The organism is uncultured Succiniclasticum sp., from assembly GCF_902793885.1.
Classification (GTDB): domain Bacteria; phylum Bacillota; class Negativicutes; order Acidaminococcales; family Acidaminococcaceae; genus Succiniclasticum.
On the sequence record NZ_CADBFF010000029.1, the window covers coordinates 1 to 25,711 of the forward strand.

The 25,711-nt window shown below is 51.6% G+C and carries 19 protein-coding genes; 3 read left to right on the forward strand and 16 right to left on the reverse strand.

The features are described 5' to 3' along the window. Positions 1 to 128 precede the first annotated feature (128 nt). The 8 genes from hydE to QZV31_RS11590 form a co-directional block, all read right to left on the reverse strand. Positions 129 to 1,226, reverse strand: coding sequence for a [FeFe] hydrogenase H-cluster radical SAM maturase HydE (gene hydE, locus QZV31_RS11555; RefSeq protein ID WP_295360758.1), 1,098 nt, complete (start codon positions 1,224 to 1,226; stop codon positions 129 to 131). A 1-nt stretch (position 1,227) separates the two neighbouring features. After that, entirely contained in the window at positions 1,228 to 2,025 is a 798-nt protein-coding gene (locus QZV31_RS11560) for an enoyl-CoA hydratase-related protein (RefSeq protein ID WP_295360760.1), read from the reverse strand. Positions 2,026 to 2,374: 349 nt separating this feature from the next. After that, complete coding sequence (locus QZV31_RS11565) at positions 2,375 to 3,496, reverse strand: amidohydrolase (protein WP_295360762.1); 1,122 nt, start codon at positions 3,494 to 3,496, stop codon at positions 2,375 to 2,377. 146 nt (positions 3,497 to 3,642) lie between these two features. After that, on the reverse strand, positions 3,643 to 4,482 hold the full coding sequence (locus QZV31_RS11570) for a MetQ/NlpA family ABC transporter substrate-binding protein (protein ID WP_093730502.1): 840 nt from the start codon (positions 4,480 to 4,482) through the stop codon (positions 3,643 to 3,645). A gap of 149 nt (positions 4,483 to 4,631) precedes the next feature. Continuing rightward, complete coding sequence (locus tag QZV31_RS11575; protein WP_295360765.1) at positions 4,632 to 4,961, reverse strand: SH3 domain-containing protein; 330 nt, start codon at positions 4,959 to 4,961, stop codon at positions 4,632 to 4,634. Positions 4,962 to 5,287: 326 nt separating this feature from the next. Beyond that, positions 5,288 to 6,142, reverse strand: a complete 855-nt coding sequence (locus QZV31_RS11580; RefSeq protein ID WP_366508725.1) for a tRNA threonylcarbamoyladenosine dehydratase — start codon at positions 6,140 to 6,142, stop codon at positions 5,288 to 5,290. Positions 6,143 to 6,448: 306 nt separating this feature from the next. After that, positions 6,449 to 7,045, reverse strand: coding sequence for a hypothetical protein (locus tag QZV31_RS11585; RefSeq protein ID WP_295360769.1), 597 nt, complete (start codon positions 7,043 to 7,045; stop codon positions 6,449 to 6,451). A gap of 357 nt (positions 7,046 to 7,402) precedes the next feature. Then, positions 7,403 to 8,041: a hypothetical protein gene (locus QZV31_RS11590; protein ID WP_295360771.1), complete on the reverse strand. Its 639-nt coding sequence runs from the start codon at positions 8,039 to 8,041 to the stop codon at positions 7,403 to 7,405. Between the two features lie 383 nt (positions 8,042 to 8,424). On the opposite strand from QZV31_RS11590, the gene QZV31_RS11595 reads away from it, so the two are divergent. Beyond that, the gene (locus QZV31_RS11595) at positions 8,425 to 11,541 is read left to right on the forward strand and encodes an EAL domain-containing protein (protein WP_295360773.1); all 3,117 of its coding nucleotides are present in this window, start codon (positions 8,425 to 8,427) and stop codon (positions 11,539 to 11,541) included. Between the two features lie 66 nt (positions 11,542 to 11,607). Here QZV31_RS11595 and QZV31_RS11600 read toward each other — a convergent pair whose 3' ends face one another. Further along, on the reverse strand, positions 11,608 to 12,216 hold the full coding sequence (locus QZV31_RS11600; protein ID WP_295360775.1) for a hypothetical protein: 609 nt from the start codon (positions 12,214 to 12,216) through the stop codon (positions 11,608 to 11,610). A 177-nt stretch (positions 12,217 to 12,393) separates the two neighbouring features. Between QZV31_RS11600 and QZV31_RS11605 the strand changes: the two genes are divergently transcribed. Then, complete coding sequence (locus QZV31_RS11605; RefSeq protein ID WP_295360777.1) at positions 12,394 to 13,149, forward strand: sulfite exporter TauE/SafE family protein; 756 nt, start codon at positions 12,394 to 12,396, stop codon at positions 13,147 to 13,149. A gap of 181 nt (positions 13,150 to 13,330) precedes the next feature. On the opposite strand, the gene QZV31_RS11610 is transcribed toward QZV31_RS11605, so the two are convergent. The 4 genes from QZV31_RS11610 to QZV31_RS11625 all read right to left on the reverse strand — a co-directional run bounded on the left by QZV31_RS11610 (position 13,331) and on the right by QZV31_RS11625 (position 16,886). Then, on the reverse strand, positions 13,331 to 13,612 hold the full coding sequence (locus tag QZV31_RS11610) for a barstar family protein (protein ID WP_093730493.1): 282 nt from the start codon (positions 13,610 to 13,612) through the stop codon (positions 13,331 to 13,333). Positions 13,613 to 13,629: 17 nt separating this feature from the next. Beyond that, complete coding sequence (locus tag QZV31_RS11615; RefSeq protein WP_295360780.1) at positions 13,630 to 14,217, reverse strand: ribonuclease domain-containing protein; 588 nt, start codon at positions 14,215 to 14,217, stop codon at positions 13,630 to 13,632. Between the two features lie 138 nt (positions 14,218 to 14,355). Then, positions 14,356 to 15,591 (reverse strand): hypothetical protein, encoded by a 1,236-nt coding sequence (locus QZV31_RS11620; RefSeq protein ID WP_295360782.1) that lies wholly within the window; start codon positions 15,589 to 15,591, stop codon positions 14,356 to 14,358. A 386-nt stretch (positions 15,592 to 15,977) separates the two neighbouring features. Next, positions 15,978 to 16,886 (reverse strand): Rpn family recombination-promoting nuclease/putative transposase, encoded by a 909-nt coding sequence (locus QZV31_RS11625; RefSeq protein ID WP_295360784.1) that lies wholly within the window; start codon positions 16,884 to 16,886, stop codon positions 15,978 to 15,980. A gap of 44 nt (positions 16,887 to 16,930) precedes the next feature. Between QZV31_RS11625 and QZV31_RS11630 the strand changes: the two genes are divergently transcribed. After that, the gene (locus QZV31_RS11630; protein ID WP_295360786.1) at positions 16,931 to 17,320 is read left to right on the forward strand and encodes a hypothetical protein; all 390 of its coding nucleotides are present in this window, start codon (positions 16,931 to 16,933) and stop codon (positions 17,318 to 17,320) included. A gap of 13 nt (positions 17,321 to 17,333) precedes the next feature. Here QZV31_RS11630 and QZV31_RS11635 read toward each other — a convergent pair whose 3' ends face one another. From QZV31_RS11635 to QZV31_RS11645, 3 genes are all read right to left on the reverse strand, one after another. Beyond that, positions 17,334 to 22,316: an ESPR-type extended signal peptide-containing protein gene (locus tag QZV31_RS11635; RefSeq protein ID WP_295360788.1), complete on the reverse strand. Its 4,983-nt coding sequence runs from the start codon at positions 22,314 to 22,316 to the stop codon at positions 17,334 to 17,336. A gap of 372 nt (positions 22,317 to 22,688) precedes the next feature. Then, positions 22,689 to 24,356, reverse strand: a complete 1,668-nt coding sequence (locus QZV31_RS11640; protein ID WP_295360790.1) for a ShlB/FhaC/HecB family hemolysin secretion/activation protein — start codon at positions 24,354 to 24,356, stop codon at positions 22,689 to 22,691. A gap of 1 nt (position 24,357) precedes the next feature. Then, positions 24,358 to 25,711 (reverse strand): YDG domain-containing protein (locus tag QZV31_RS11645; protein WP_295360792.1); only part of this gene is annotated, 1,354 nt, incomplete at its 5' end.

The window sequence follows — 25,711 nt, forward strand, 5'->3', positions numbered from 1 at the left end:
TCTAAAGAGTATTTTTTCCTTTTTCTCATAAAAATAACTCCCTTCATAGAATTCAGTGTTTTTTATTTCACTGTTTTCTATAAAGGGAGCATATCATTTGGCAGGCTGTTTTTATTTTACTTCAGATTCTATTTCAGGTTGTTAAAAAAGTGCGGCGAGTCGCCCCACTTCCCCCAGCCTACTGTGTCGCCTACCGAAGCAACCCGGGCGCTGAGGCAGTTGCGGCACTGTTCCTGTCCGTCTTCCAAGCAGGGTTTGTTATCGTAAAGCTGGTACTGGCTGCGGAATTGCGGCAGCGTCACCAGAGGCATCAGGATATTGGCCCCGGCCTTTAACGCCATCTCTCTTCCCAGCGGATGCAGAGTCTGCATGGCTGTTGTAGCCGCGATGTTCACATCTTTTAAAAACAGGCGCGTCACCGCCACCATGTTGATGCTCAGCCGCAAACGTTCCGCCCTGGCTTCCGCCGTATCCAGTCCTGCCTCACACACCTTTTTCCCCAGCGGCGTGTTATGATGTACCACATAAGGCCCCATGCCGATCATGGCAATGTTCTGTTTTTTATAAAACAAAATGTCCTCTGCCAGATCTTCCAGTGTCTGCCCGGGAAGACCGATCATCACACCGGTTCCCACCTGATAGCCGATTTCCGCCAGTGAATCCAGACAGGCCTTGCGCACGTCCCACTTATGATGCCCGTCTTGCGGATGCAGCGTGGCATATAGCTTCGGATTGCAGCTTTCAATCCGCAGCAAGTACCGGTGCGCCCCTGCGTTGTACCATCGCTGATAGGTTTCCTTCGTCTGCTCCCCTACGCAAAGGGTGATGCCCAGCGCTCCATTCCCGATGGATTTAATATCCCGCAATAAACCTTCTACAAAATCAATGAAAGCTTCGTCCTGTCGCTCTCCGGACTGCAGGGTCACCGAGCCGTACTGCTGCTCATAACACCAGCGGGCCATGATCAGGATATCCTCCCGGGGCGTGTCAAAGCGTTCCACTTCCCCGTTGTCTCTGCGGATACCGCAATAGTTGCAGTTCTTGATGCAGCGGTTGGAAAACTCCAGCAGGCCCCGGTAATAATCCACGTTGCCGACCCATTCCTTTTTGACTTCATAGGCTGCATTGTACAGTTGCTTAAGTTCATCCTGTTCCGTGCGGCCAAGGAGGAAGATTAAATCTTCTTTATTCAGTTCTTCTTTTTGTAAAATTGAAGAAATATCCAAGTTACTTCCCTGTAAACTTCGCTTTGCGTTTCTCCAGGAATGCCGTGATGCCTTCACGGAAATCAGCACTGGCAGCGCATTCGTTCTGCAGGGCCACTTCCGCTTTGGCGAAGTCTTCAAAGCCCTGATACATACTGATAAACATCATCTTTTTCATATTGGCATAGGCCAGTGTGGGACCGGCAGCCAGCTTTTTCGCAAAGGCCGTTGCTTTCGGCAGCAGTTCGTCCGCTGTGGTCACTTCTTTTACGAGACCCAGTTCAAAACACTCCTGTGCCGATACAGGGCGGCCGGTAACGAACATGTCCATGGCACGATGGGTGCCGATGGCTCTGGGTAACATATAACCGCCGCCGGTGTCGGGAATCAGGGCAATGCCCACAAAGGCCTGCAAGAATTTGGCATTGTCTGTTGCAAACACAAAGTCGCAGCCCAGGGCCAGATTGCAGCCACCGCCTGCCGCTGCACCTGCTACGGCACAAATCACCAGCTTCGTCATCTTTTTGATATACAACACGATTTCAGAAAGTTTGCCGGCCAGAGGCCCCATGGATTTGTCCGCGAAATCCGGTTCCTCACAATGGGCTTTCATGAAGCGGATATCCCCGCCGCCGCAGAACGCACGACCGGCGCCGGTCAGTACCACAACTTTTATCCCGGCGTCTTCCTCCGCCTGTTTCAGCGCAGCTTCCAGCTCCAACGCCAGGTTCATGTCCAGCGCATTCAGGGTCGGCGCATAATCCAGGGTAATGGTAGCTACCGCATCTTCCACAACAAAACGCAACATTTTAAATTCCATGGCAATGCCTCCTGTTATTTTATTGTGAGAGTTAAGTGTATGATATTTATTATACCATAGAAATGAGTTTGCGTGAAACAGACAGTGAGGAAAAGACATCGCAAACACGTCAACGATTGCTATTCCATGGATTCATGCGCCTGTGGCTTCGAAACTCGAAGTTGCGTTGCAGGGCAACCCGTCTCCCACTTCCTCACTCCGCCCGCTCACTCTGTTCGCGTTGCTCGCTCGTCAAACTGGGACCCTCACGGGTTGCCCAGACAACGCTCAGCGAAATGATGCAATGGCTCAAGATGATTTTATCATAGTTTTCCCCACTGCTTAATTTATTTGGAAATATTCCTTATCTTTACTGCCTTTCCTGCAGCACTCTCAGTACCAGCTCATGAATCACCTTCACCGCGCCTTCCAATGCATACCGGTCATAGGTCATGGCGGGGTCATGCAGGCAGGGTGTCAGATTACAGCCCACACCCATGTCCACGGTTTTCAACTGCGGTCGTTCCTGTTTGAAGAAATTAAAATCTTCCCCTACGGTAATGGCCTTGACCGGCAGCAGGGCTTTCTGTCCCAAAACGTTGACAATAACCTCCTGAACCAGAGGAAGCAGGTTCGCATCCGCCTCCGCAGCGGGACAGGTTCCCACAATATGACTGTCTGCTTCGGCGCCGTAGACTTTCGCCGTATTCACAATGATATCGCGGACCTTCTGACGCAGTACCAGCATTTCCTCGTTGGAAGTGCTTCGAAGGTCAAAGCCCAGATTCACTTTGTCGCAAATTGCATTCAGCGAACCGCTGCCACCCTGGAAGCGAGTCGTCTTAACATTGCCGCCCAGCAGCGGATCGGAATGCAGCGCGTTCACCGCGTTGACGATAGCCGCCCCCACATCAATGGCGTTCACACCCAGATGAGGCTGGGAACCGTGGGCCGCTTTGCCCCGGACTTCCGCTTCAATGAGAGTACAGGCAGTCCAGCTGATCTGGGGAATGATTTCCCCTTTCCGCGCCATATCGTTGGGCATCAAGTGCAGACCGAACAGATAATCCACATCGTCCACAGCTCCGGCGTCTGTCATGGCCAGAGCGCCTTTTCCGATTTCTTCTGCCGGCTGGAACAGGATTTTTACTTTTCCGCAGGGAAGCCCCTCTTCCGCAAGCCATTCCGCCACCGTGAGGACCGTGGTCATATGCCCGTCGTGACCGCAGGCATGCACCGCTTTTTCCGTTCCGTCTTCCTGCTTGAAAAGCAGGCAGTCCATATCACTGCGCACCGCCGCCACCGGTCCGGGCCTGCCGCTGTCCAGTACGCCCACAACGCCGGTGGTGCCTCCCACCTTTTCCTGCACCTCATACCCTGCTTTACGCAAAACCTCCGCAACAAAGGCGGAGGTTTTCATTTCGCGGAACGCAGGTTCGGGAATTGCGTGCAGGTACGGCCAGAACACATCAATTCGTTTCCTGATATCCATTGTATTCGTTTATCCTTTCAGGGTTTTACACGCACCTACTGTTGCTGTAACGCTCCAATCATCCTTCTACATTAAACTGCGTCTGTTAACTTTTCTTAAAATCCGTACAAGAATGCCAACTCACATGGACGCAAAAAGAAATCAGCTTATTCCTTCCATCCCAGATATACGGAACCTGGGAATTTCGTTTTAATAAAGTCAGCGTTTTCCTTGGACTGATACGCTTCCTGGAACACTTTCAGCCGCGGATCCTTCAGGTCTTTCTCCTGTACTGCCACAATATTTACATAAAGGGAATCCGCCGTTTCTTTCACGATAGGATCCTTGGCCGGATTCAGACCGGCATTCAGTGCATAGGTGGTATTGATGGCCGCGCAGGTCAGATCATCCAGACTGCGGGGAATCGCTGCCGCTTCCAGCTCTACGATTTCAAATTTGTGAGGATTCTCCGTAATATCCATCACCGTAGTCGTGATATCCTTCGGGTTCTTCACCTTGATCAGATTATTGGCTGCCAGCAGCAACAGGGTGCGTCCCCCGTTGGTAGGATCGTTGGGAATGCCGATCTTGGCTCCATCAGGAATCTTGTCCCCGGGTTTCAGTTTCTTGGAATAAATGTTGATGGGGAACAGCGCCGTATTGAAAGCCTTCGCCAACTTGAATGTCGGTTCTTTCTTCATCGTGGCTTTCAGGAACGGTTCATGCTGATAACTGTTGGCCCAGATCTCCCCGGCAGCCAGCGCCGCGTTGGGCGTCACAAAATCGCTGAACTCTTTGATCTCAATCTTCAGACCTTTCTTTTCCGCAATCTTCTTCACGTTTTCCATGATGATGGCATGGGGTCCGGGATTTACACCTACGATGACCGGTTTGGATGTATCCGGTTTCGCCTTTTCCGCCTTTTTATCTCCACCGCCGCAACCGGCCAGCGCCAGTGTCAATACACCCAGAGCGCCAGTCAGCAGGATTTTCTTAAAATGTTTCATTTGCTGTCCCCTCTTTCAGTTTTTTTATCATTACAGAAACAACGCCAACCGAAATTCCCACCGGGTTCTCGCGTCCAAGGCGCGAAGCCGGCTTCATCCTGTGTTTCTGTTACGCGATTCTGTTACCCATTGTCTGATGCAAGTTACTTTTACTGTACGTCTACGTTACCCTCGATGCGGGCATAGGCGCCAAAGACCCAGCCGACGGTTCCGTCTTCCATGATGATATAAATCCAGGAATCCGTTCCGTTCTTGTCATCCACTTTATTCATAAACTTGCAAACGGTACCCTTGTCAAGCTTTTTGATAATATAACCATCCAAATCGGGATGGGTCCGCACCCGCAGCTGGTCGCCGGTAATCACCACGTTGGCAATCGTTGTATCTGCAAAAATGTCTTTCGTGGAACGTTCTTCCGCGGCAAAGCAGGAAGAAGCGATGCACAGCAGCATCGTCAGCAGAACTATTATCTTTTTCATACAAAAACTCCTCTCCGTGCAACTGTTTCCTTATTCTTGAAGCAGTTCCCTGAATATAACCTAGCAGCGAATCGTTTGCCCGCTGTTTCGCGGAGGCAGAACCGCGTGCTTCCTGATAATTGCTTTACAGTTTATTATAGCACAGATGCGTTTCTTTAAAAAGAGGAAACACAACATATAGTGGAATTATTTATTTAAGGAGACGCTGATTAAATGAGTTTGTGCGCTGACCGAGGGCTTTTGCCGACTGACAAGGAAATGGCCCGAAGGCGCAGCCGTAGCTGCGTTGAGGGACATTGACGCAGTCAGTCACAAAAAAGCACCGGTCAGCGTGCAGACGAATTAATCAACGTTTCCTTAATTCCCAGCAAATCCTTCACGACTTCCCCTGCAATAATCAGCCCCGCCACCGAAGGCACGAACGCAACACTTCCCGGAATACTGCGGCGCCGGGACAGCAAGGTTTTTCCCGTTTCACTTTCGGAATGATGCGCATCACCGGAGCGCGTCTCCGGATGTTCCTGATGATCCATATCTGTTTTCCCTTGATCATCACAGAAAACTCCAGCCGTTTCCGTTTCTTCGCTTCGCGGCGATAAGGGCAGCTCTTTGGAATACACAACCTTCAGCTTTTTCACGCCACGCTTCTTCAGTTCCTTGCGCATCACCTTCGCCAACGGACAGACGCTGGTCTGATAGATATCCGCCACCTGAAACGCAGCGGGATCCAGTTTGTTCCCGGCTCCCATACTGCTGATAATGGGCGTACCGCTTGCTTCCGCCTGCAACACAAGCGAAATTTTCCCCGCCACCGTATCAATGGCGTCCACTACGTAATCAAACGCTGTGAAATCAAATTGCGCCTGCGTCTCGGGCAGATAGAAGCACCGATGGGTCACCACTTCCGCCTCTGGGTTGATGGACAGGATCCGTTCCTTCATTGCGTCCACCTTGTACTGCCCCAGTGTCTGGTGCGTCGCAATGATCTGCCGGTTCAGGTTGGAAAGACAGACCACATCATTGTCTACCAGTTCCAGATGTCCCACGCCGCTGCGGGCCAGTGCTTCCGCCACATAGCCCCCTACGCCCCCGATGCCGAAGATGCAGACACGGGCGGCTGCCAGTTTTTCCATATTCTCTTTTCCCAACAACCGTTCCGTACGGGAGAATTGGTTTTCCATAGCATTTTCCTCAGCAGACACTTCTATAAGTTTTTTCATTTCCACAAGTCCAGTATTGAACACTGAAAAAGATATGCACAGACATATGTGCATCGGGCAAGATGATCAATCTACATCTGATTACTATAAATTATCACATAAATCCCTGCTTTTTGCAAAAAAATAAAGGGAGCCGTTACCCGGCGCCCTTACCAAGATATAATCCAATCCTTTCATGTCCACTTTTACAACAGCCTGTAAGCTGCCATCTTATACGTTCCCGTTTATATAAGGAGACGCTGTGATTAATTCGTCTCCATAAATCCCTTACCCGGGAAAGCCCAGATCCAGCCGTGCGCTGACACCTACGCCCTGCACCCGGTGCACATTGTCAAGACTGGTTGGTTTATTGGTGTCAATGGGGATCAGGTACTGTACCCGTACCGCGCCGGAAGCCATCTGCCCTTCCACTGACAGCGCCGCCTTGCATTTGTCAACCTGTTCTTTGGGCCCGCTGATCTGCGCCGCCCCGATGTACCCTTTGCTGCCAATGGTGACCACCGGCACGATTTTGGTGGCGCTGCCGCTTTCAATCTTCAGCGGCGCGTTTTCATTCACATAGTCATTAATCTTCTCGGAAAAATGATCCAGCGCCAGGGTCATGCCTTTTTCTTTCAGCTTGTCGCCCCATTCCTGCAGCTTCGCGACCCCCTGATCCACATATTCACGCCAGCGTTCTAAATACTCCATGCCATCCAACACAGCGCTCTTATTCTTATATTCGTCCTGCAAAGCAACAATCGTGGGAAAATTCTTCTCTGCAAATTCATCCAGCACTCCGGCCGATGCGGCAGGCATCGCCAGCGTATTCATCAGCAGGCAAAAGGAAAGAACGGTTCCAAAAAGCCATTTCTTCAGTTTCATATCGCACCTCCTGCTTCTTCGTTCCAACCAATTTATCATCTAAAAACAATCTTGTCATCTTTTCTCATTAAATCTTTGCGTCGTTGCGCAACAACGCTGCAGCGCTTCTGTCCATTCCAAAACAGTCTGCCTTTGCAGAATCAACACTGCAGGCTTCTTCATCAGGCAAAGTATGACAGGCAATGTCGTCATTTTTGCGGCAGATGTTTGAAAAAACTGTGAAAGCTGAAAGCAATAAAAACTGAAAAGGAGACACATTAACAATGCTATAGTGTGATCGACGCTATAAACATTATTGTTGTCAATCTCTCCTAAAATCAAAAAAGGAGCTGCCCGGGCAGCTCCTTTTGCCTGTCATCAGAACTCCGTGAAATACAGCGACCCATCTTTTCCGCTTGAGTCAACGGTATAATACCGGGTCTTGCCCGTGGAGTCTGTGTAAGAAATACCATTATTGGGAATCGAGCCGAAGAAGGTGAACTTCACCAGCAGCTTCCGGTCCGGCCGGAACACATCTTTTGTGTATAACTCATGGAACAGAAAGACCGGCTTATTGTCTTTAAACTCCTTGAAATGCAGGGACAGTACTTTGAAATTCTTAATGGGTTTTTTGACGGAAAACACTACACCCGCGTACGATTCTCCTTGTCCGGCCACAAATACGTCGTGGGGCCCCAGCTGGTTTACATCCTTTTCCCACTGCCCTTCAATATCCGGCACCGCGTTGTTATAGGGATTGATCACTGCCAAATCCGTCCTGTCTCCTTCGGCAGCCGGTACAAACTCACACACTCCGTCTTTGCATTCGGCTGCATACGCATAGTTCCGTCCGCAAGTATCAACGTTGTATCCGTCCCGGCAGTAGCCTGCATATCCATGCCTTTCATAATCTCCGCAACCGTATCCGCCGCGTCCCGGGCAGTGAGCGCTACACACCGAAAGACCTGAAGCCAATACTAATGCTGCAGCCGCCAATGCTATTTTTTTCATTTTCATAGCTATGCCTCCCCCATATATCCTTCCTGTCATTACGCTTTCAAACTAAAGAAACGCTTTTTAATCCGTCTCCCTAAATGTTTCTGATAATATTATATCACACAACGGACAAATACTCCAACCGTACCGCTGTGCTGCAATCAAAAACGCGACATGAAATACTTCTGTTCCTAGCATATCCCTTCCACTTTTTTGTATATAGCATCGCACAAAATTGTGTCTTCTCCGTGTCATTTATTCCTAAAAAATTCACCCACTTTTGTTATAAATTATGGTATAATACCTAAAATAACTATCACGTTTTTGCCCAAATAAATCCGTCTTTTTGGAAACAAATCCGAAATTTCCAAATCCCCTGATTCTAACACGAGAGGAATGATAGTATGACTGCGTTGAACAACCCTGAGTTTTTACACGCAGATTTCAGCAAGCAGTATATCGCCAACGGGCTGTCCCACATCCCCGGAGGATTTTTCGTGTACAAAGCCCACGGCAATAAAGAACTGCTGTATGCCAATCATGAACTGCTGAGTATTTTTGAATGTGATACTGCAGAACAGTTTCTCAACCTGACAGGCGGGACCTTCCGGGGACTGGTGCATCCGGACGATATCAGTGCCGCAGAGATGTCCATCAAAAAGCAGCTGGAATCCGACGTCGATCATCTGGATCATTTGTATTATCGCATCATCACCCGGACCGGAAAGATCAAATCCATTGTGGAATTCGGCCGCATGTACCGGGATCCGAAACAGGGCGAAGTGTTCTATGTGTTTATCGTAGACGTCCAGTCCAAGCAGCAGACCATCGACATCGACAAACTGACCGGCCTGCCGGGCATGCGCAGTTTCGTGGAAAGCAGCGAGATGATGCTGCATCCCGCAAACAACGAAGGAGCGGCCGTCAGACAGTCGCTGATCTTTTATGATATCGCCCACTTTAAGTATTTTAATATTAAATACGGCATGACTACCGGCAATGAGATCCTGAAAAGCGTTGCCGCCCTGCTGATCAAACATTACTATAATAATTTTGTGTTCCGCCTGGCCGACGATCACTTTGTGGTGCTCACGGAAACGGAAAACCTGATGGATAAAATCAACCGATTCCATGAAGCCGTACTGAATCTTCGGGATGAAGACAAAGTGGATATCAAAGCCGGTATCTACTCCATAGAAGACAATAAAACCTCGCCAGCGCTGATTTGCGATCTGGCAAAGATCGCCTGTGATATAATCAAAAACAGCGAGATTGAGTATTACAGCTTCTATACGGAAGACCTTAAGGAGAAGCTGGAACGTAAACGCTATATTATCGAAAACCTGGATCAGGCTATCAGCGATAATTATATCCAGGCCTATTACCAGTCCATCATCCGCAGCTCCACCGGCGCCATCTGCGCCAAGGAAGCGCTGGCCCGCTGGAACGATCCCACCCTGGGCATGCTTTCCCCCGGGGAATTCATCCCCGTTCTGGAAGAAGCCAAATTGTTGTATAAGCTGGATCTGCGCATTGCGGAACTGGCCCTGCAGGATATAAAAAGACGCAAGGAACTGCATCTGCCTATAGTCAGATTCTCCGTCAACATTTCCCGGTACGACTTTGAATGCTGCGACATGGTATCGGAAATCAGCAAACGGGTCAGGGACGCAGAGCTTTCTCCCGAAATGCTCATTATTGAAATTACGGAAACCGTACAGGGCATCGATCAGGAGTACCTAAAAGAACAGATCCGGCGTTTCCACGAAGCCGGCTTCAATGTCTGGATGGACGATTTTGGCACCGGTTTTTCTTCCCTTGATGTGCTGCAGGATTTTGACTTTGACCTGATCAAACTGGACATGCAGTTTATCCAGAGTTTTGGGCTTAACCGGAAGAACCCTGTAATCATTAAAAAACTCGTGGAAATGGCCTACGAACTTGGCATTGATACCCTGGCAGAAGGAGTGGAAACAAAAGAACAGATCCAGTTCCTGAAAGAGATCGGCTGCGACAAACTACAGGGATTCTATTACGACAAACCCCACGCGTTCATGTCGAAGCCCGAGGTTACTCTGGACGGAGTGCCACTGAAATATGAAGACAAGAACACGGAACCGTTCCAGACCGGAAAAACGACGTTCCACTTTAACCAGTCGGTGGATTATGATTATTTCAAGCTGAACGCCTACCGGGATATCCCCCTGCCCTTTGCGTTGTACAAGGTAATTTTGAACGAAGAGGGCACGGAGTGCGTTGATACGGAGTATGTGTTTGTCAATCAGAAATACTGCGAGCTGGTAAACAAAACGAAAGACGAACTGATTGGTCACCGTTTCTCTGAAAAGTTTGCCGACACCGGCTCAGACTGGTTCCCCTTCTGCTACCGGGCCGCAATTCTGGGTGAAGAAATCACTGAAACCGTTTTCAGCACGGAGACACAGCTCTGGCTGAATTTCACCATCGCGCCTACTTCCATACCGAACCACTGCGCCTACACCTTTATGAATATTGATAAGGAGCACAAAGACCGGGCTCTCTTCGATAAGATGGGCAACACGGACAAAGCCATCATCCGGATCGTGGAGACCCTGAACAAACGTCTCCCCTACAAACAGACCATCAATGACATTCTGGAAGAGATCAGCAAGGTCATCCATCCCGACCGCCTGTACATTCTGGAAACCGACGGCAAAACAGTGGACAATACCTTTGAGTGGTGCGCGGAAGGCATCACGCCTTCAATCCAGATGCTGCAGGACATTCCCTATGAAGGCTATCTGGATGTCTGGGCGGAAGCGTTAGGCGATCAGGATTCCTTCGTGGTGGAAAATATTGAGCAGTACCTGGAAAAAGATCCCCAGATTTACGAAATCCTGAAAGCACAGAACATTCATAACCTGATCGAAGCGCCTCTCTATGACAACGACAAGATCATCGGGTACCTGGGTGCGGACAATTATCAGGTAACGGAAGAACTGGACACCCGCCGGATCCTGGAAACGGTGTCCCGGTTTATCGCCAAGCGCATCATCAATTACCAGCTGATGAAGCAGCTGGAATTTGTCAACGAGCACGATATGCTTACCGGTTCTCTGAACCGCTACGCCATGCTGGAAAAAACGGCAGAGCTGGAAAAATCAGAAAGCAGCGTGGGTATTGTGTTTGTGGACCTGAACGGGCTGAAAAACACAAACGATAGCCAGGGCCATAAGGCCGGGGACAAAATGATCCGCAACAGCGCTTCGTTCCTGCGTGATTTCTTCGGAGCGGGCAAAGTCTTCCGCACCGGCGGCGACGAATTCAACGTTCTCCTGCCGGGCGTGACGGAAGAAGAATTCCAAAAACAGTGTGTCCGTTTCATGGAAGAACTGCACAAATCCCCGCTGAACATGGCCGTTGGCGTGGAATGGTGCGGCAATGCCAAAGATATCATGACCGCCATCGCCTCCGCAGATAAAAAGATGTATCAGGATAAAGCCGCTTACTACATCCGGCACGACAGACGGAAAAAGAAATAAAGCATCAGTACGTTCCGACAGCAAATACAAATTTAAAAAGCGTGACTTGTACCCCTGAGGTGCAAGTCACGCTTTTTCCTTAAACAATATCAGTCCGCCCTTTCGGTCGTAACCGGTGTTCCACAGCTTGGCAAAGTCCAGCCATTCGTAAGCGCCGTAGGTCACAGCTTTCACCATAAAGCGTCCGTCCGGTTTCTCATCGTACCCGGTGAGCAGGAACCAGTGCCATTCATAATTTTCGAAATTGGGATTTTTGTGATGCAGCAACAGGTACGGAATCAGGAAGCCGCGGTCAATCTGCTGCCTGATCGTGTTCACAGTATCTTGTTCGTCATGGTCGCCGGACCAGGGCAGCACATCCAGAATAAACGTTCCGTGTTCTTTCAGAAATTTTTTGAAAGCAGCCACGAAAATCTCCAGACGGTTGATGCCCATCAGGCGGGGGCGAAGATAGGGTTTCACCGTTTTAAAAAACGCCACATAGTCCCGGCCCCGCAACTGATCAGTTGAAAAAGGGCAAAGATTTTTCAGGTTTTTATACAGCGTCATATAAATCAGGCTGTCGCAGGCAGTGACCGCCGCGCACCCTGCAAACCGCATGACCATATCCGGCAGCAGACTCTGCCGGCCCCCGTATTCTTCTCCAACCCAAAAATAATCCAATTCTTTTAACATAATACTCTGACCCGTCGTACAGAATCCCGATGATCGTACTCCCATAATCCGTGCAGCATACCTTGCATCCACTTTTGCATATGGCAGTTGTCAGGCACAATCCTCTGCATTTCCTTTATTTTGTAATCATTATATGGTAATATAGGTAAAATAATGTATAGAAATCAGGTGTTTTGTATGATCTTTGCCGCCACACTTGTATTAGGCTGGCTGTTAGGCTGTGTAGGCGCGGGAGGCGCCGGACTCACCATCACCCTGCTCACTGTCGGGTTCGGGCTGCCCATTCACACCGCCATCGCCGTATCCCTATCCTGTATGACCTTTACCGTTGCCTCCGGAGCTTACAGTCACTATCGCGAAGGCGAAGTGCTGGTCCGTTTGGGCGCTGCAGTGGGAGCCGCTGGCATCTTCGGCGCCCTGGCCGGGACACGCACCGCCTTTCTGATTCCTCCGAAGCTGCTGATGCCCGCCACGGCCATCATGTTGCTTCTGACCACGGCCTTATTATATGTGCAGCTTTTCCGCGGACATTTAATCAAAGACTACGTAGAGCGGAATAAAAGCACGGCAACCGGCAGCGTATTTTATCTGCGCAGCTGCATCATCGGCCTGCTGACCGGTTTTCTCTCCGGCGCCTTCGGCATCGGGGCCACCGCCTTTATCCAGATCAGCCTGATGCTGTTCTTCGGCATCTCCCTCTACCACGCCATCGGCACCACCATGATGATCATCCTGCCCATCGCCATATCCGGCGGTTTAAGCTACCTGGTCAACGGCATGATGGACCCAGTCGTTTTCATCCAGACCCTGGCGGGGCTCACCATCGGTTCCTTTATCGGCGCCAAGTTTACCCACCTGATCCCGAAAGACATACTCCGTTGCCTGATGATCTCCATGCCGCTGATCGGCGGTCTGCTGTTGCTGACGAACTGACCGGCAGACACAACGACCGACGAGCATACGAAAGAATCAGACGAAGCAACGGCCGATGTGAATACGAAAGAATCTGTGTTTTCCTACACTCTATCCATGCATTTACTGTAACGCAATTGCTGCCTGTAACAGCAATTGCGTTTTTCTTTTTCCGATTGTTTCAATATTGGCGGGAATGCGTTTACTTCTTTTGCGCTTCTTTCACAATGACTGTCAACGCTTCATTTTCTTCCGCCGCGTCTTTAAAAACCCGCAGCATGGTCTTGCCGTAATCACCCAGGTATTCCTTTTTCTGAATCACTTCCGGCACTACGATGACCGTTTCTTCTCCGATGTCACCCAGGCAATCATATAATGCGTCCAGATTTTTCCCATAATAATCCGGAAGACGCAGCGCTTCCTTTAAGTACGCGTGCGCCCTGGTTCTTCCTTTAAAACGCTTTGCGTCCAATACAATTTCCATATTGCAATCCTCCGATCTCAGTACAGCCGTTCAAACTTCTGGTAATGGGTCGACGTATAGTAAATCAGTCCGTCGTTGGAGAAGCAGATCCGTTTGGCGTTCCGGTTGCCTCTCACATAATCGATGTCGCATTCCTTCCAGGTACGCCCCTGTTTATCCGGCAGTTTCTTTTCATAATTGCCGTACCTGTCGCCGCCGATGCTCTTCCCCGGCGCCACCTGGTCCAGGGAGCCTTTGGTCTTCCAACCTAACTTGTTGGCCTGCCCCTTGGTGATGTAGTTGGGCGGCAGCGTTTTGTACAAATGGATGTACGCCGCTACATGCTCTTTATCCGTGTAAGCCTTTCCCTTTTCTACGCTGACCCTGGCCTCTGTGTTACCCGCAGGCGCAACCGGCCCGTTTTTTGCGTTTTGATTATATGCTTTCTTTTCCTGTTTGTTTTGTTTATTCTTTTCCGCAGAAGAACCTGCCTTACCGTTTTCCTTCTGTTGTTGCTGCGTAACCGCCGTAGATTTTGCCGGCGGCGTTTCCTTTTTGCCCGAACAGCCCACCACCACGCTCAGCGTCATGATGATCGCTAACGCAATCGCAAATACTTTTTTCATTGTGATTCATTCCCCCTTTTTCCTTCCATCACATTTCCTGCAAACGCTTCTGTCCGTTTTGCGTTTGCGTCGGCACAGATCCGGTGCAAACACATTGATAAAAATTTCATTCTGCTCTTTCCGATTACTGCAACGCAATTACATTTCCAACTTCTCCACTGCGTGGGCAATCACCGGACGCACGGCTTTTTCATTTTCTCCTTTGAACACGAAGCCCAGCTCGATTACTTTCCCTTCATTCACAAACGTGTAGCTTTCGTTTTTGCTGCCGTTGACTTCATAGGTTGCTTTCACGCAGTCCCGTCCGTTCAGCGTAACAAATTCCCCTTTATAATCCTTCGCCGCGTCCTTCGTGTCCGCCGCCAGTTTTTGCTTCAGCCCTTCCAGCACCGCCGCTTTATCCGCCTGCGCTAATCCTCCCAGCGCTTGCGGCATAAAGCTGAACTGTTCCCGGGGGTACGAAACCAGCCCCACCATGATGCTTTCGTTACCGTACACTTCCATGGTCCGTTCCGTTTCCGTGGGTTCCTTCAGGTCAATGCAGGAAGCTGGCACTTCGGTTCCCAACGCAGTGCCCGAAATGTTGATCTTCTTCCAGACCTGGGAGATCTGCACGCTTTCCATCCATTGGGGAATCTTCTCCTGATACTCCGGATACAGCTTTTCGTCCATCATGTACATGACCACGAACATGCGGTTCTGGGTGACAAAGACATACTCATCCCGAAGCAGCCGTCGTTTTCCGTCCGTAGTCAGATTGGTGGACACCACATGGACGGCTTTCTGTCCCGCCAGCTCCACTTCCCCGCTGGTGAGGATCTTCTTGGCATTGGCGCTGTCCTTGACGCTGTTCTTCACCAGACGCAGAAAGTCTTCCCGGAACGCTTCCACCTGGAACGGCATCAGGGGACCCTTGCCGTCAATGGCCGAGGCGTCGATAGCCAGGCGCAGACCCTTTGCCACATTTTCGCCCCGCAGCACCGCCACCGGGTTGATACCCAGGGGATACACTTCCAACTCGGACGGAACAAAAATGCGAAACCCGTTTTTGGCATCCGTGAAGGCAACAACGTCGGTTCTGCCTTCCACAGGTTCTGTTACGGGGAACTGCTTTGTTGCTTCAGCAGCTGCTGCCGTTGGCTGCGGTTTGCTGTTTTCAGTCGGCGCTTTCCTCTCCGCCTGTTGTGATTCAGCCGGTACATGAATCGTTTTACTATTAGTTTGTACAGCTTTCACAGTTTGCGTTTCTCCGGCTTTGCTGTCTGACTGCACCGCGGCAGTCGCCTGCTGCGCCATTACGCTATTTTCTGTCATGGCAGCAATCCCCATCACAAGGCCGAACGATACGACGGCTGCCGCTATTTTATTCTGCAATTCTTCACCTGCTTTCCAGTAAACGTTATAAAACGGAATTGTTACAGAATTATGTTTTACAAATAAGCTTCTTCATATTATACCACGAATGTGTATAAAATATGAAAAAGACATCGCAAAAAATGGACAACAATACGATTTCCTCTCCCGGTCACTTTAGTGACCGGACTTTTTTCGCAACTCCAGTCGCAGTGCGGTTTTCCAGCCTGCTTTCTGTTATAAATATAGACAGCTGAATTGTCTGTCTCCAGGTGACACTTCTTTCGTTCCTTTTATTGCTTTGTTCGGGAAAGCTGCCACTGCGCCGAGCCACCAAAATAGCGTTTCATAACTAAAAACCGCGGCCTGCCATTTCTGACAGACCGCAGTGGAAGCAATGCCCGGTCTTATAACACCGCTACGCCTATGGACTTGGCAATTTGGCGGATACGTTCTTCAGAAAGCTTGCTAATTTTCGTAATAGTTTTCAGCGGAAGCTTTTCCTTCAGCATATCCGTGGCAACACGCTCGTTCACTTCCGCTTCTTTCTTTTCCGCACCTATTATTACGCCTCTTGCCTCACCTCTTGCTTCACCTTCTTTTATATATTGGTCAAATAAACTACTCATATCCCGTTCGCCTCCTTTGACTCTATTCTCAACAACCGCCCGGTCTAAATAATCAACATGTTCCATTACGCTCAGCAGCTGCAACACTTCATACATGTGCCGCATCGTGTCTCTGGATCCTTCGTATGTGCCAGTTTTTCGTTTTTGTACAAAATAATCCGCCACGATACGGAAATCGCTCTTGAATTTTGCAACCTGCTCATCTGTCAGCCATGCCACTTCGAATACGTTGATCTTCGTATCCGTAACGAACGGCTTCAGCTCATCCGGCACACGCACCGCTTCGTACAACGACTTTGCTGCCGTCCAACGCTGTTCATACCCAAAATAAAGAACAATCGTTATGACAGGATATGGCGCATTATTCTGGTTCTCCTTTAAACACTGCGCCCGATATTCCGCTCCGTCATAACCAAATACGCGCAACACCATGCGGGAATCCGGCGCGGTCTGATTCTCAAACCCCACACAGGCGATGCGGATGCCATTCTTTTTCCAGCGCTTGGCAACGTCGCGCTCCATGTCATGAAGTTTCAGTTCAGCACGGTACGCGGAGCGAAGCTGCATGTCTTCCAGTTCCTCCGGCTTTACTACCTCGTTCCCGTTGAAAAGAAACCCGTTCACAATATCCGCGAAGACGTCCGGATAATCTTCCAGTATCTTCTCGGCAATATCTTTGTCTTTCAATTGCGTAATCTCCTTTATATTTTAATATGAGAAGTACGCAATGTATGTATTTTGGCTTTTCTAATAGTATTGTAGCGCGGTTTGAAAACAAACGCAAGGAAAGATGTAAGATTTTACAAGTCCTCAAGCTCCTAATTACCCGTTCCGGTCACTTTAGTGACCGGACTTTTCTAGCAACTCCAGTCATGGTGCGGTTTTCCAGCCTGCTTTCTGTTATAAATATAGACAGTCTTATTTGTCTGTCTCCAGGCGGCACTTCTTTCGTTCATTTTATTGCTTTGTTCGGGAAAGCTGCCACTGCGCTGTGCCGCCAAAACCGGGGTTATGCAAAAAAAGAGGAATGGGATTACCCCACTCCTCTGCCTGTCATTTTGGCTAATCAAATATCCAATCAGACTGTAGCTGAAACATCACTGTTTCCCTTATTGTTTTAGTTGCTCTCCTTCATCAGAACATATACGCCACGTTCACGCTGCCGCCGATGCCGCGATGCTTGCCGCCGTATCCGTAGATGCTGATATCCGTCTGCCACGGATTGGTCTTCGTGGCATCCATTCGCAGGCCTATTTCGCCCCGTACGCTGCCGCCTTTAATACTGGCCGCACGAATCGGTGTGTTGCCGTTCAGCATTCCTCCCGATTCTCCGTCAAACTGATACTCATACGCAAGGCCGCCGTACCAGTTCCACTTCTTGTCCGTCGATCCGTAACGGGCGCCCACACGCAACAGGCTGCTGTTTACCGCGTCCAGGTCATACCGGCCCGCCGCATTAAAGCTTACGCCGTTCCGTCTGGTATAGAAGAACTTACCGTACACATCCAGTTCACGATTCTTCTTCACTTCAAACAGCTTGCCTATACCAATATGGCCGCCGTAATAGTTTGCGTGCACGTTGTATCCGTACTGGTTGCCTGCACCGTCCCGCAGCATATTGGACGCGCTGTCGCTGATGCGGCCCATACGCACGCTGGCTTCGGTGTAAACCTTGTGCTTGTTGGTCCACTTAGCCAGCAGACCGCCGCCCGCGTAATGGGTATCGCCGTCGCCCCGGCCGCCGTCGTCACTGTGCAACGTGTAATTGCCTTTTCCATACTCTGCAAATACGCCCCACTCGAAGGTACCTTTCTTGTGTTCGCGTTTCGATCCCACTGCTACGACGGCATTCCATGTACGGGTATCCACATGACTGCCCGTCTTATACCGGGATGCCCCGCCGCCCATGGCAGCAAAGGTCGATGTCCCATCCGGCGAAAGATTGGTTAACATGCCCAGACCTTCCACCGCGCTGTCCACATACTCCTGCCCTGCTGCAAGCGCCGCAATTCCGGCTTCGGTCGCCATAACCGTCCGATGGGTCTGCTCAGCCGCTCCGCCGGCCCCGGTTTTCGTAGTGAAAATCAGGTCACTGCCGGACAAAGACGCCACGCCTTCCCCCTCACTCGTAGTTCCCACCATGTACTTGGTACCGGTAATGGTTCCCACGCTGTCGCCGAAATCAGACACCAGCGTCATCTTTTTGTTCGCGTCCAGTTCTTTCACATTTTTGAAATGAATCTTCGCCGTATCTACATCCGCGCCGCTGAACGTGATGTTTTTCGGCCGTGTCATCAATGCGCCGCTGTCTTTCCAGTCCACATTGGTAAAGGTCAGCTTGCCGGCCTGGTTAGTCGCCGCCGTGTACGTAACGGCCCCACCGCTTGTCGCCAGCTTACCGGTGATGTTGGCATCAATCGTCACACCGGTCACCGGCGTATAGCTGTACGAAGTCTTCTTCACCTGTTCGGCCATGTCCGATAGTGTGGCATTGGCCTGCAGCAGCGTCATAGAATCGCCCGTCGCAACCGTTTCCGGACTTGCATAGGAAACTGCAAACCCATCCGTTCTCAACGCCGCCACGCCGGCATAATTGTATCCTGCGCCGCTGCGGTCAAATACAGTTGCGCCTTTTTCCCATTCTGCCGGACCTAATGTTACGGAAGCTACATCCAGTGTCCCGGCTTTATAAATCAGATGCTTCTTTTCCGTGTTAAGCGTTACGCCTTTGTCCTGTGTACCTGCAATGGTCACGCTTTTTGCCGTATCCGATTCCGTAAACGTATCCTGTTTCTTGCCATATGCATTGACGCCATTGACAGCAACTTTCGCAAAGAAATCGTCCGTGTCGCTTTGGAGGATATCCACATGAGTTCCGGCAGTCAGTTCTGGCACGGTCATACTATCGGTTTCTATGGTGGCCCCTGCTGCCATTGTCCAGCTTGCAGGAACTTTATCCGCCGTACCGTTCGCGCTCTTCACCGTAATCTTGTCTAACGTTACCCCACTCACAGTAAAGGTCACGTCGTTACCGCTAACGCCGGAAGCACCCGTTGCGTTGGCATCCAGTTTCGTGTTCGTCTGGTCAAGAGCAACCGTAAAGGAAGGAGTGCCGCTCACCTTGTTAGCCGCAACACCATTCACATCTTTCAGCAGCGTCATGGATTTCCCCAGCGGATCAACCGTCGCATTGAACTGCACGCCGGAAATATCCACAGAAGAATTGCTATCAAATGTGTAAGTTGCTTTCGTTCCATTCTGGTTAGCATCACTGCCGTTTGTGTAATGGACACCGCCATCATTCCACGCAATGTCCCCGGTCAGCGTTGCGCTGCTCACCTTCTTATCTCCAACGGTGTAAACCAGTTTTGATTTTTTTGTAGACGTTGCGGTATCATCTGCCTGACTCAGCGTATCCGTGTGCGTACCGGCCAAGGTTAAATTTTTCCCTGTAACCGTATCGGTGAAAGCAATGCTGTACGTTTTATCTGCGCCGCCGTTAAACTGCGCAAGCGTTTCCTCATTTTCATTTATAATCGCCCCGGTTGCGTCCACAATCGTCATGGAGTTGCCGGTTTCCATGATGGCACGGCTTGCTTCCGTGAACTTCAGGTTATCTGCGTTGATGTTCGCGCCCGTTGCGTCGTACTCGCCGGTCAGGGTTGCACCCTTCCCGCCATCCGCAAATGTCATCTCTCCAAGGGTAATATCTTCCACGTTTTTCCTTATAGCGAAGAAGGTAAGTTTGGCGCCGCTGTCAGTGTCTTTAATACCGCCCTGCTTATGCCCGGCAACAGCAATATCATTCAGATTGTCACTGAATGCATCACCATTTCCGAATTTATTTGTTCCTTCAATCTTTTCAAAAGTGAAAAATCCGGACGATGCGATCAGGATATCTCTTGATGCTCCCGCTGCCAGTTCAGGCAGATTTGTCATGCTGTTCGTGTTAACCGTTACGCCTGCCGCGTTTTTGTCCCAGCCTGCCGGAACAGTGGAAGCAGTCGCGCCATCCCACCCTGCCAGGTTCACACTGTCAAGGGTCATGCCTGTCGCGGTATAATTCACCGCGCCTGCTGTCGTGCTCACTGAACCTGTTAACGTACCGCTCAGTGCCGCGCCGTTGGCAACGCTGTGATCAATCTGTTGGGTACAGCTTGCACCGGTGACCGTCTTATCCGCCGCAAGGCCCCTGGCGTTCGAGATCAGCGTCATGACGCTGCCCGGTTTCAGGGCGGCCTTGTCCTCCTCCTTCCCGAAGGTGAAGGAAAGCGCTTTCGCGTCGATGGAAGTCACGCCCGCGAAGCTGTAGCCTGACGCGTCGAGTCCGTCGCCCCAGGCCATTGTCCCCGTCCCGACAGTTCGGACGCTATTCGTTTCCGCGTAATATTTCAGCATCTTGCCCTCGGCCCTGACGCCGCTGATTTTGTCGCCGGAAAGGGTAACGCCCTTCGCGGTGACGGGCGTAAAGGCGGCCTCCGCATAGGCCCGGTCCCCGGTCACCGTGCCGAAGAAATCTTCCGTCGCGGCCGTCAGGATCGTCGCGTCGGCTTCGGGCGCGTCAAAGGCGCCCGTCGAAACAGGGACCTTCGTTCCCGTGTAGTCCGCGAGGCTGACGGCGGCCTTCGAGCCGTCCCATGCGGAAAGATCGATTCCCGTCGCCTTGCCGTCGTCCGCCGCGGTATAGAAGACGTTCCTATAGTTGTCAGCCGTATCAAGGGAGACGGTATGGGCGAGGCCCGTGGTGACCGCCGCTCCGTTGGTCAGGCCGGTAGTGAGCGGGGCGGTTTTGACGATCTCGCTGGTTTTGCCCGCTTTCGAAGACAGCTTCACCGGATCGCCCGCGTCGTATTTCAGGTAGAATCCGTCGAGGCCGCCCTTGCCGGAGGAAAGCAGCGTCATCGTGTCCCCCGCCTTCGGGGCAGTGCCCGTGAAGCTGAGGTCGGTCAGATCGAGGGTGAATGGCGAACCGGAATCGCCGGGTTTTACAGGGTCTTTATACGTGACGCCGTTTGTCGCCTCCAGCGCGGGGAGACTTTCGTTCCAGCCCACGGTGTTGAGCTTGATCACGTCGAAGCCAGTGACGCCAGAGACACGGTTCTCAGCCGTGCCGGAGAGGCTCTTGCCCTGCCACGCAGCGCCGGGCGCGTCCTCCGTCGTTACCGTGCCGATGTTCAGCGTATTGCCGCCGGTGATAAATCTTTTGCCGTCTCCCCCGTTATTCGCGCCGCATAAAGAAGAGGTTTCAAGCCCCCGCGTCGTGCCGCTGAGCCAGACGGCGTTGTTTTGCAGCCTGGGAAGTTGATCGTCTGAAATTCTTTTGGTATTCATATTGATTTCAACGGCGTGAATTCCCACGGTATCAAACGTGCCGCCGGAGATGTTCACCGTGTTGCCGGAGAATTCCACCGTGTTGTTGGAAATGGTGCCACCCGCGGAGACGCCGTAAATTCCCGTCTCCTTCCCAAAGGTGCCGCCGCTGATATTGACAGTGTTGCCCGCCGCTCTGCCGGGGCCAAGCCGGGCGCCCATAATCTCGCCGCCGGACGTGATCCTGCCGCCGGTGATATTGACGGTGTTGCCGCTGACCTCAGCCTCGCCATGCTTCGCGTCGGAATGAGCGCCATACACGGCGAAAACCGTTCCGCCGGTGACGGAAAGCGAATAGTCACTGATGTCGCCCGTCTCCGAATAGCCCGCATAGATTGTATTCAGATTGTCCCACGTGCCGTCCGCGACGGTCAGGGCCTTGAAGCCGTCGGCGAGCCGGAGGTTGTTGTTGTTGACGAGATAGCCCGCCTCGGCGTCGGAGGCCGAGGGCTGGGCGTAGAGCGTCACGGCCCCCGCCGCCGCCACGCTGCCACCCGCTATCCACAGCGAGACGGCGAGAGCCAGAGCAACCTGTCCTTTATGTGCAAAACTGCGACGCAAAAACGGAAAGCAGCCCGCAATTCGCGCACCGCCCATACCGCAACTATCCTGCGCACCGATGCCGCCACAGACAGATGCTGCCCTGTCAACTACAGTGCAACTCGTCCCGTGACCTTTTGCAATTTCACTCACCGCCACGCAGCAGTTCCGCACTTTGCTCCAGATCACTTTGTAGATTTTGTTCATGGTGCGCCTCCGTATCGTTTCCCCGCTGCCTGCTATGTGTTGCAATGTGGCAGCGCAATTTGTCACGAAATGCTGCTCTAAAAAGAGCAGTCAGGCCCGGCATCCGTTTTCGGCCTCTTTTTTCGAAATTTTTCACGTTTTATCTTAGATTTTTCTATTTTATATTTTATCATTTTATTGTAAAAACACAAGAAAAACAGTCGAGAAATGTCAAGAAGGCGTTCTCAAAACACATCCGTTCCCAACGCCGCCAGCCGGAAATATCCACTGCAGAGTTCTGGAAAAAACTGCGGCCTGCCATTTCTGACAGACCGCAGTGGAGTAAATAGTTGAATCTCACTTGTTTGTAATCGCTTATCAGGACAGGAGTACTCAGAACACCTTCCCTGCAATGAACCACATGCGCTGGCGGCTCCGTGCATCTTCAGTCATTTTGTCATCCGAACCGATGCGCCGCGCGTAGTCAAACCGGGCGAACCAGTCGTTGGGTTTCGTGTAAGACAACCCGATGCCCCAGCCTTTCAGCGTCATGCTTCCATGATCTTCCTTCTCGATCCGCACATGGCCCGCATCAAAGTAGGTGCTCAGCACCAGGCCCTTCACCGGCGTATGGTAACGCAGCTCCAGCGTGCCCAGCAAGCCCTCGTCACCGGAGGCCTCGCCCTGGGGATAGGCCCGCACGCCCCGGGCGCCGCCCAGATAGATATGCTCCGAGCTGTCCAGATTGCTGGCAGCCTTCTGCCCGGAAAGCTTCAGCAGCATGTCAAAGTTTTTACCAAGTCCCTGCACCGCCGTCACATCCAGTGTGCCTTTTGTAAAATGGCCCTTCGTCTTTCCCAGCGTGCCTAACGCGTCCGCCATTTCCGAATCGGGCACCAGCTTACCGGTGTACAGCGTGGCATTGTACTGCAAGCTGGTCTGCGGTCCCCGCTGCGTCCCGTCCAGCCCCAGGTGGAATACGTGGCTGTGCTTTTTCCACGAAATCTTAAACTGCTTCAGGTCATCTTTGATGTCACGGTAATCATACCCATACGTCAGGTCCAGCGAACTGTCTGACGTATTCCACAACGGCGTACGGCCGTAAATGCTGTAAGTGTTCGCAATGCCTTCCGCCCCTAAGTCGGCAAAATCATTACCCAGCTCATAATCCGCCCGGCTGAAACCGATGCCCAGTTTGGTCGCGCTGTGCCCTACCGTCGTCTCATAGGAAATATTATAGTTATGCTGATGATTGTTGGAGAACAACGCCCCCAGGTTCAGCCTGTCGCCCATGCCGGACAGGTTTCGCACCTCGCCCTGCAGCCCGTAACGGTAACGGCCCGCATCCTTGCTTCCGTAGTTTTCGCTGTACAGGATGACAGACGTTTTCTTTTTGTTCGTCACGTGAACGGTCAGATCGCTGGTCCCCTGCTCCGCGCCCGGACTTAACACGCCCTGCACTTCCACGCCGCTTAAATCCCGGAGGTTGTACAGCGCGTTTTCCAGTTTACGGGTCCGGATGATGTCCCCCGGCTTCAAACCGGCCAGCATACCATTTGCCGTTTTGTCCATCAACCCGCTCTCGTTGGTCAGGTGGATCGCGCCTAACCGTCCCGGCTCTACCTTCACCAGCAGCTTGCCGTTCACCGCCGTCTGCTCCGGAATGTACGCCGCTGCCGCCGGATACCCGTGGCTGCGGATGTAACGGGTCACGTTTGCTATGGTGGCATTCAGTTCCGCCGCGCCGATTTCCTTACCAATAATCTTCCGGGTGATCGCATCAATCTTTTCATCCTTAACCTTGATCCCCTCATGCTCCACCCGGATTTCCGTCAGGGTGAAACGGACAGAGTCTGCCCCCTGCTGCCCGGCACCTTTGTCCACATTTTCCAGGGAAACATTCTGTTTAGGAGGCTGGGTACCCTCCAGGCTTTCACCGGGTTTGGGCACAGCTGTTTCCGCCAAAGCAACTAACGGAAAGGAAAGGGCACAGAACAGCGCGAGGCTGCCGACGCGAAGAAAGTGTTTGGAAAAAAAGCTGTGAGAGCTTTGCTTCTTCATGTTACGCCACCCCCTTCTTCCGCTTGCTTTCCTCAGTTCCGACGGCGTTATCCGTTTGCTGTACCACGTCCATGGCTGCGTTCACTGCGCCGGCGACACCCGTGTTTGACGCTGCGCCATTTTCATTTGCGCCGCCAGACGCTGCGCCCGCGTTACCACCGGCCTGTGCTGCAACACCGTTGCCGTTCCCCTGCTGTGCATGCACCTGTTCCGCCACTTCCTGGGGCGTCATGGCCGGCGGCTGCTTCATTCCCTGATTCTCCAGCGACATTGTTTTCTCGGCATCCACCGAAAGTATCGTCTGGGCAACGGCAAACTCAATGCCCACCTCGGCCTTTTTATCCGTAGCCTGTTCCAGAGAATTGTCCAACGCCGTTACACTGATATTCGCCCCGGTCATCCCTTTGATGCCCGGAATGATATCCGACAGAACCATGTCCTGCACCGAAGCCGGTCTGGCATAAATCGTAAAAGCATTCGCATTGGACGCCGCATTGGTGTATGTGTAATTCAAGCCGTAATCTCCGCTGGAGCTGCCGTTAATCGTTCCGGTTATGCCGTAGCTCCCCACGGCGGAAGCAGAAGGATCGGACAGAGCAAACTGCAACGAGTCGCCGTTGCTGACGGATTCCCCTGCCACGAAACCGTCCACCCTTCCGGTAAAGGAAGCAGGATTATAATCGCCATACTCCGTGCTGGCAGGATCCGCCACCAGTTCCAACGCCTTGCGGCCGATTGTACCGTTACCTGTCGCCGTTGTTGCAATGCTGTAGTTGCCAGCCTCCGCCCCGCTCAACGTTACGCCCGTATAGTTGACGGTCCGGTTCCCCGCATTCTTTTCATCATAGGAAGCGTCAGTTGCACTTACATTAACTTTCCCTTCGTCAGCAGCAATAACGCCCGTCAGTGTTCCGGCGCCCGGGGCTGTGTTCGTCGTTCCGTCGTAAATCTTACTAATGTCAGCAAAGGTTGCGGTAACCGATTTCTTATCAATTGTACCTGTACTGCTTGCCGTCGTATGAGTCAGGCTGTAGTTGTTTGCCTCATCACCGGTCAGTGCGATTGCAGAATAATCTACGGTTCTGTTTCCTGCATTCTTTTCATCATAGGTCGCTGTCGCAGTTACGTCCACTTTGTCTGCATCCGCTGCAATCACATTCGTAAATGTACGGGCGCCAATCGTATCGGAAGCTGTAAGTCCGTCATACGTCTTGCTGATCGCGCCGAACGATACGCCTGTTTCCCGTTTGTTAATTGTGCCTGTACTGCTTGCCGTCGTATTGGTCAGGCTGTAGTTGTTTGCCTCATCTCCGGTCAGCGCAATTGTTGTGTACGCAACGCTACGGTCGCCAGTA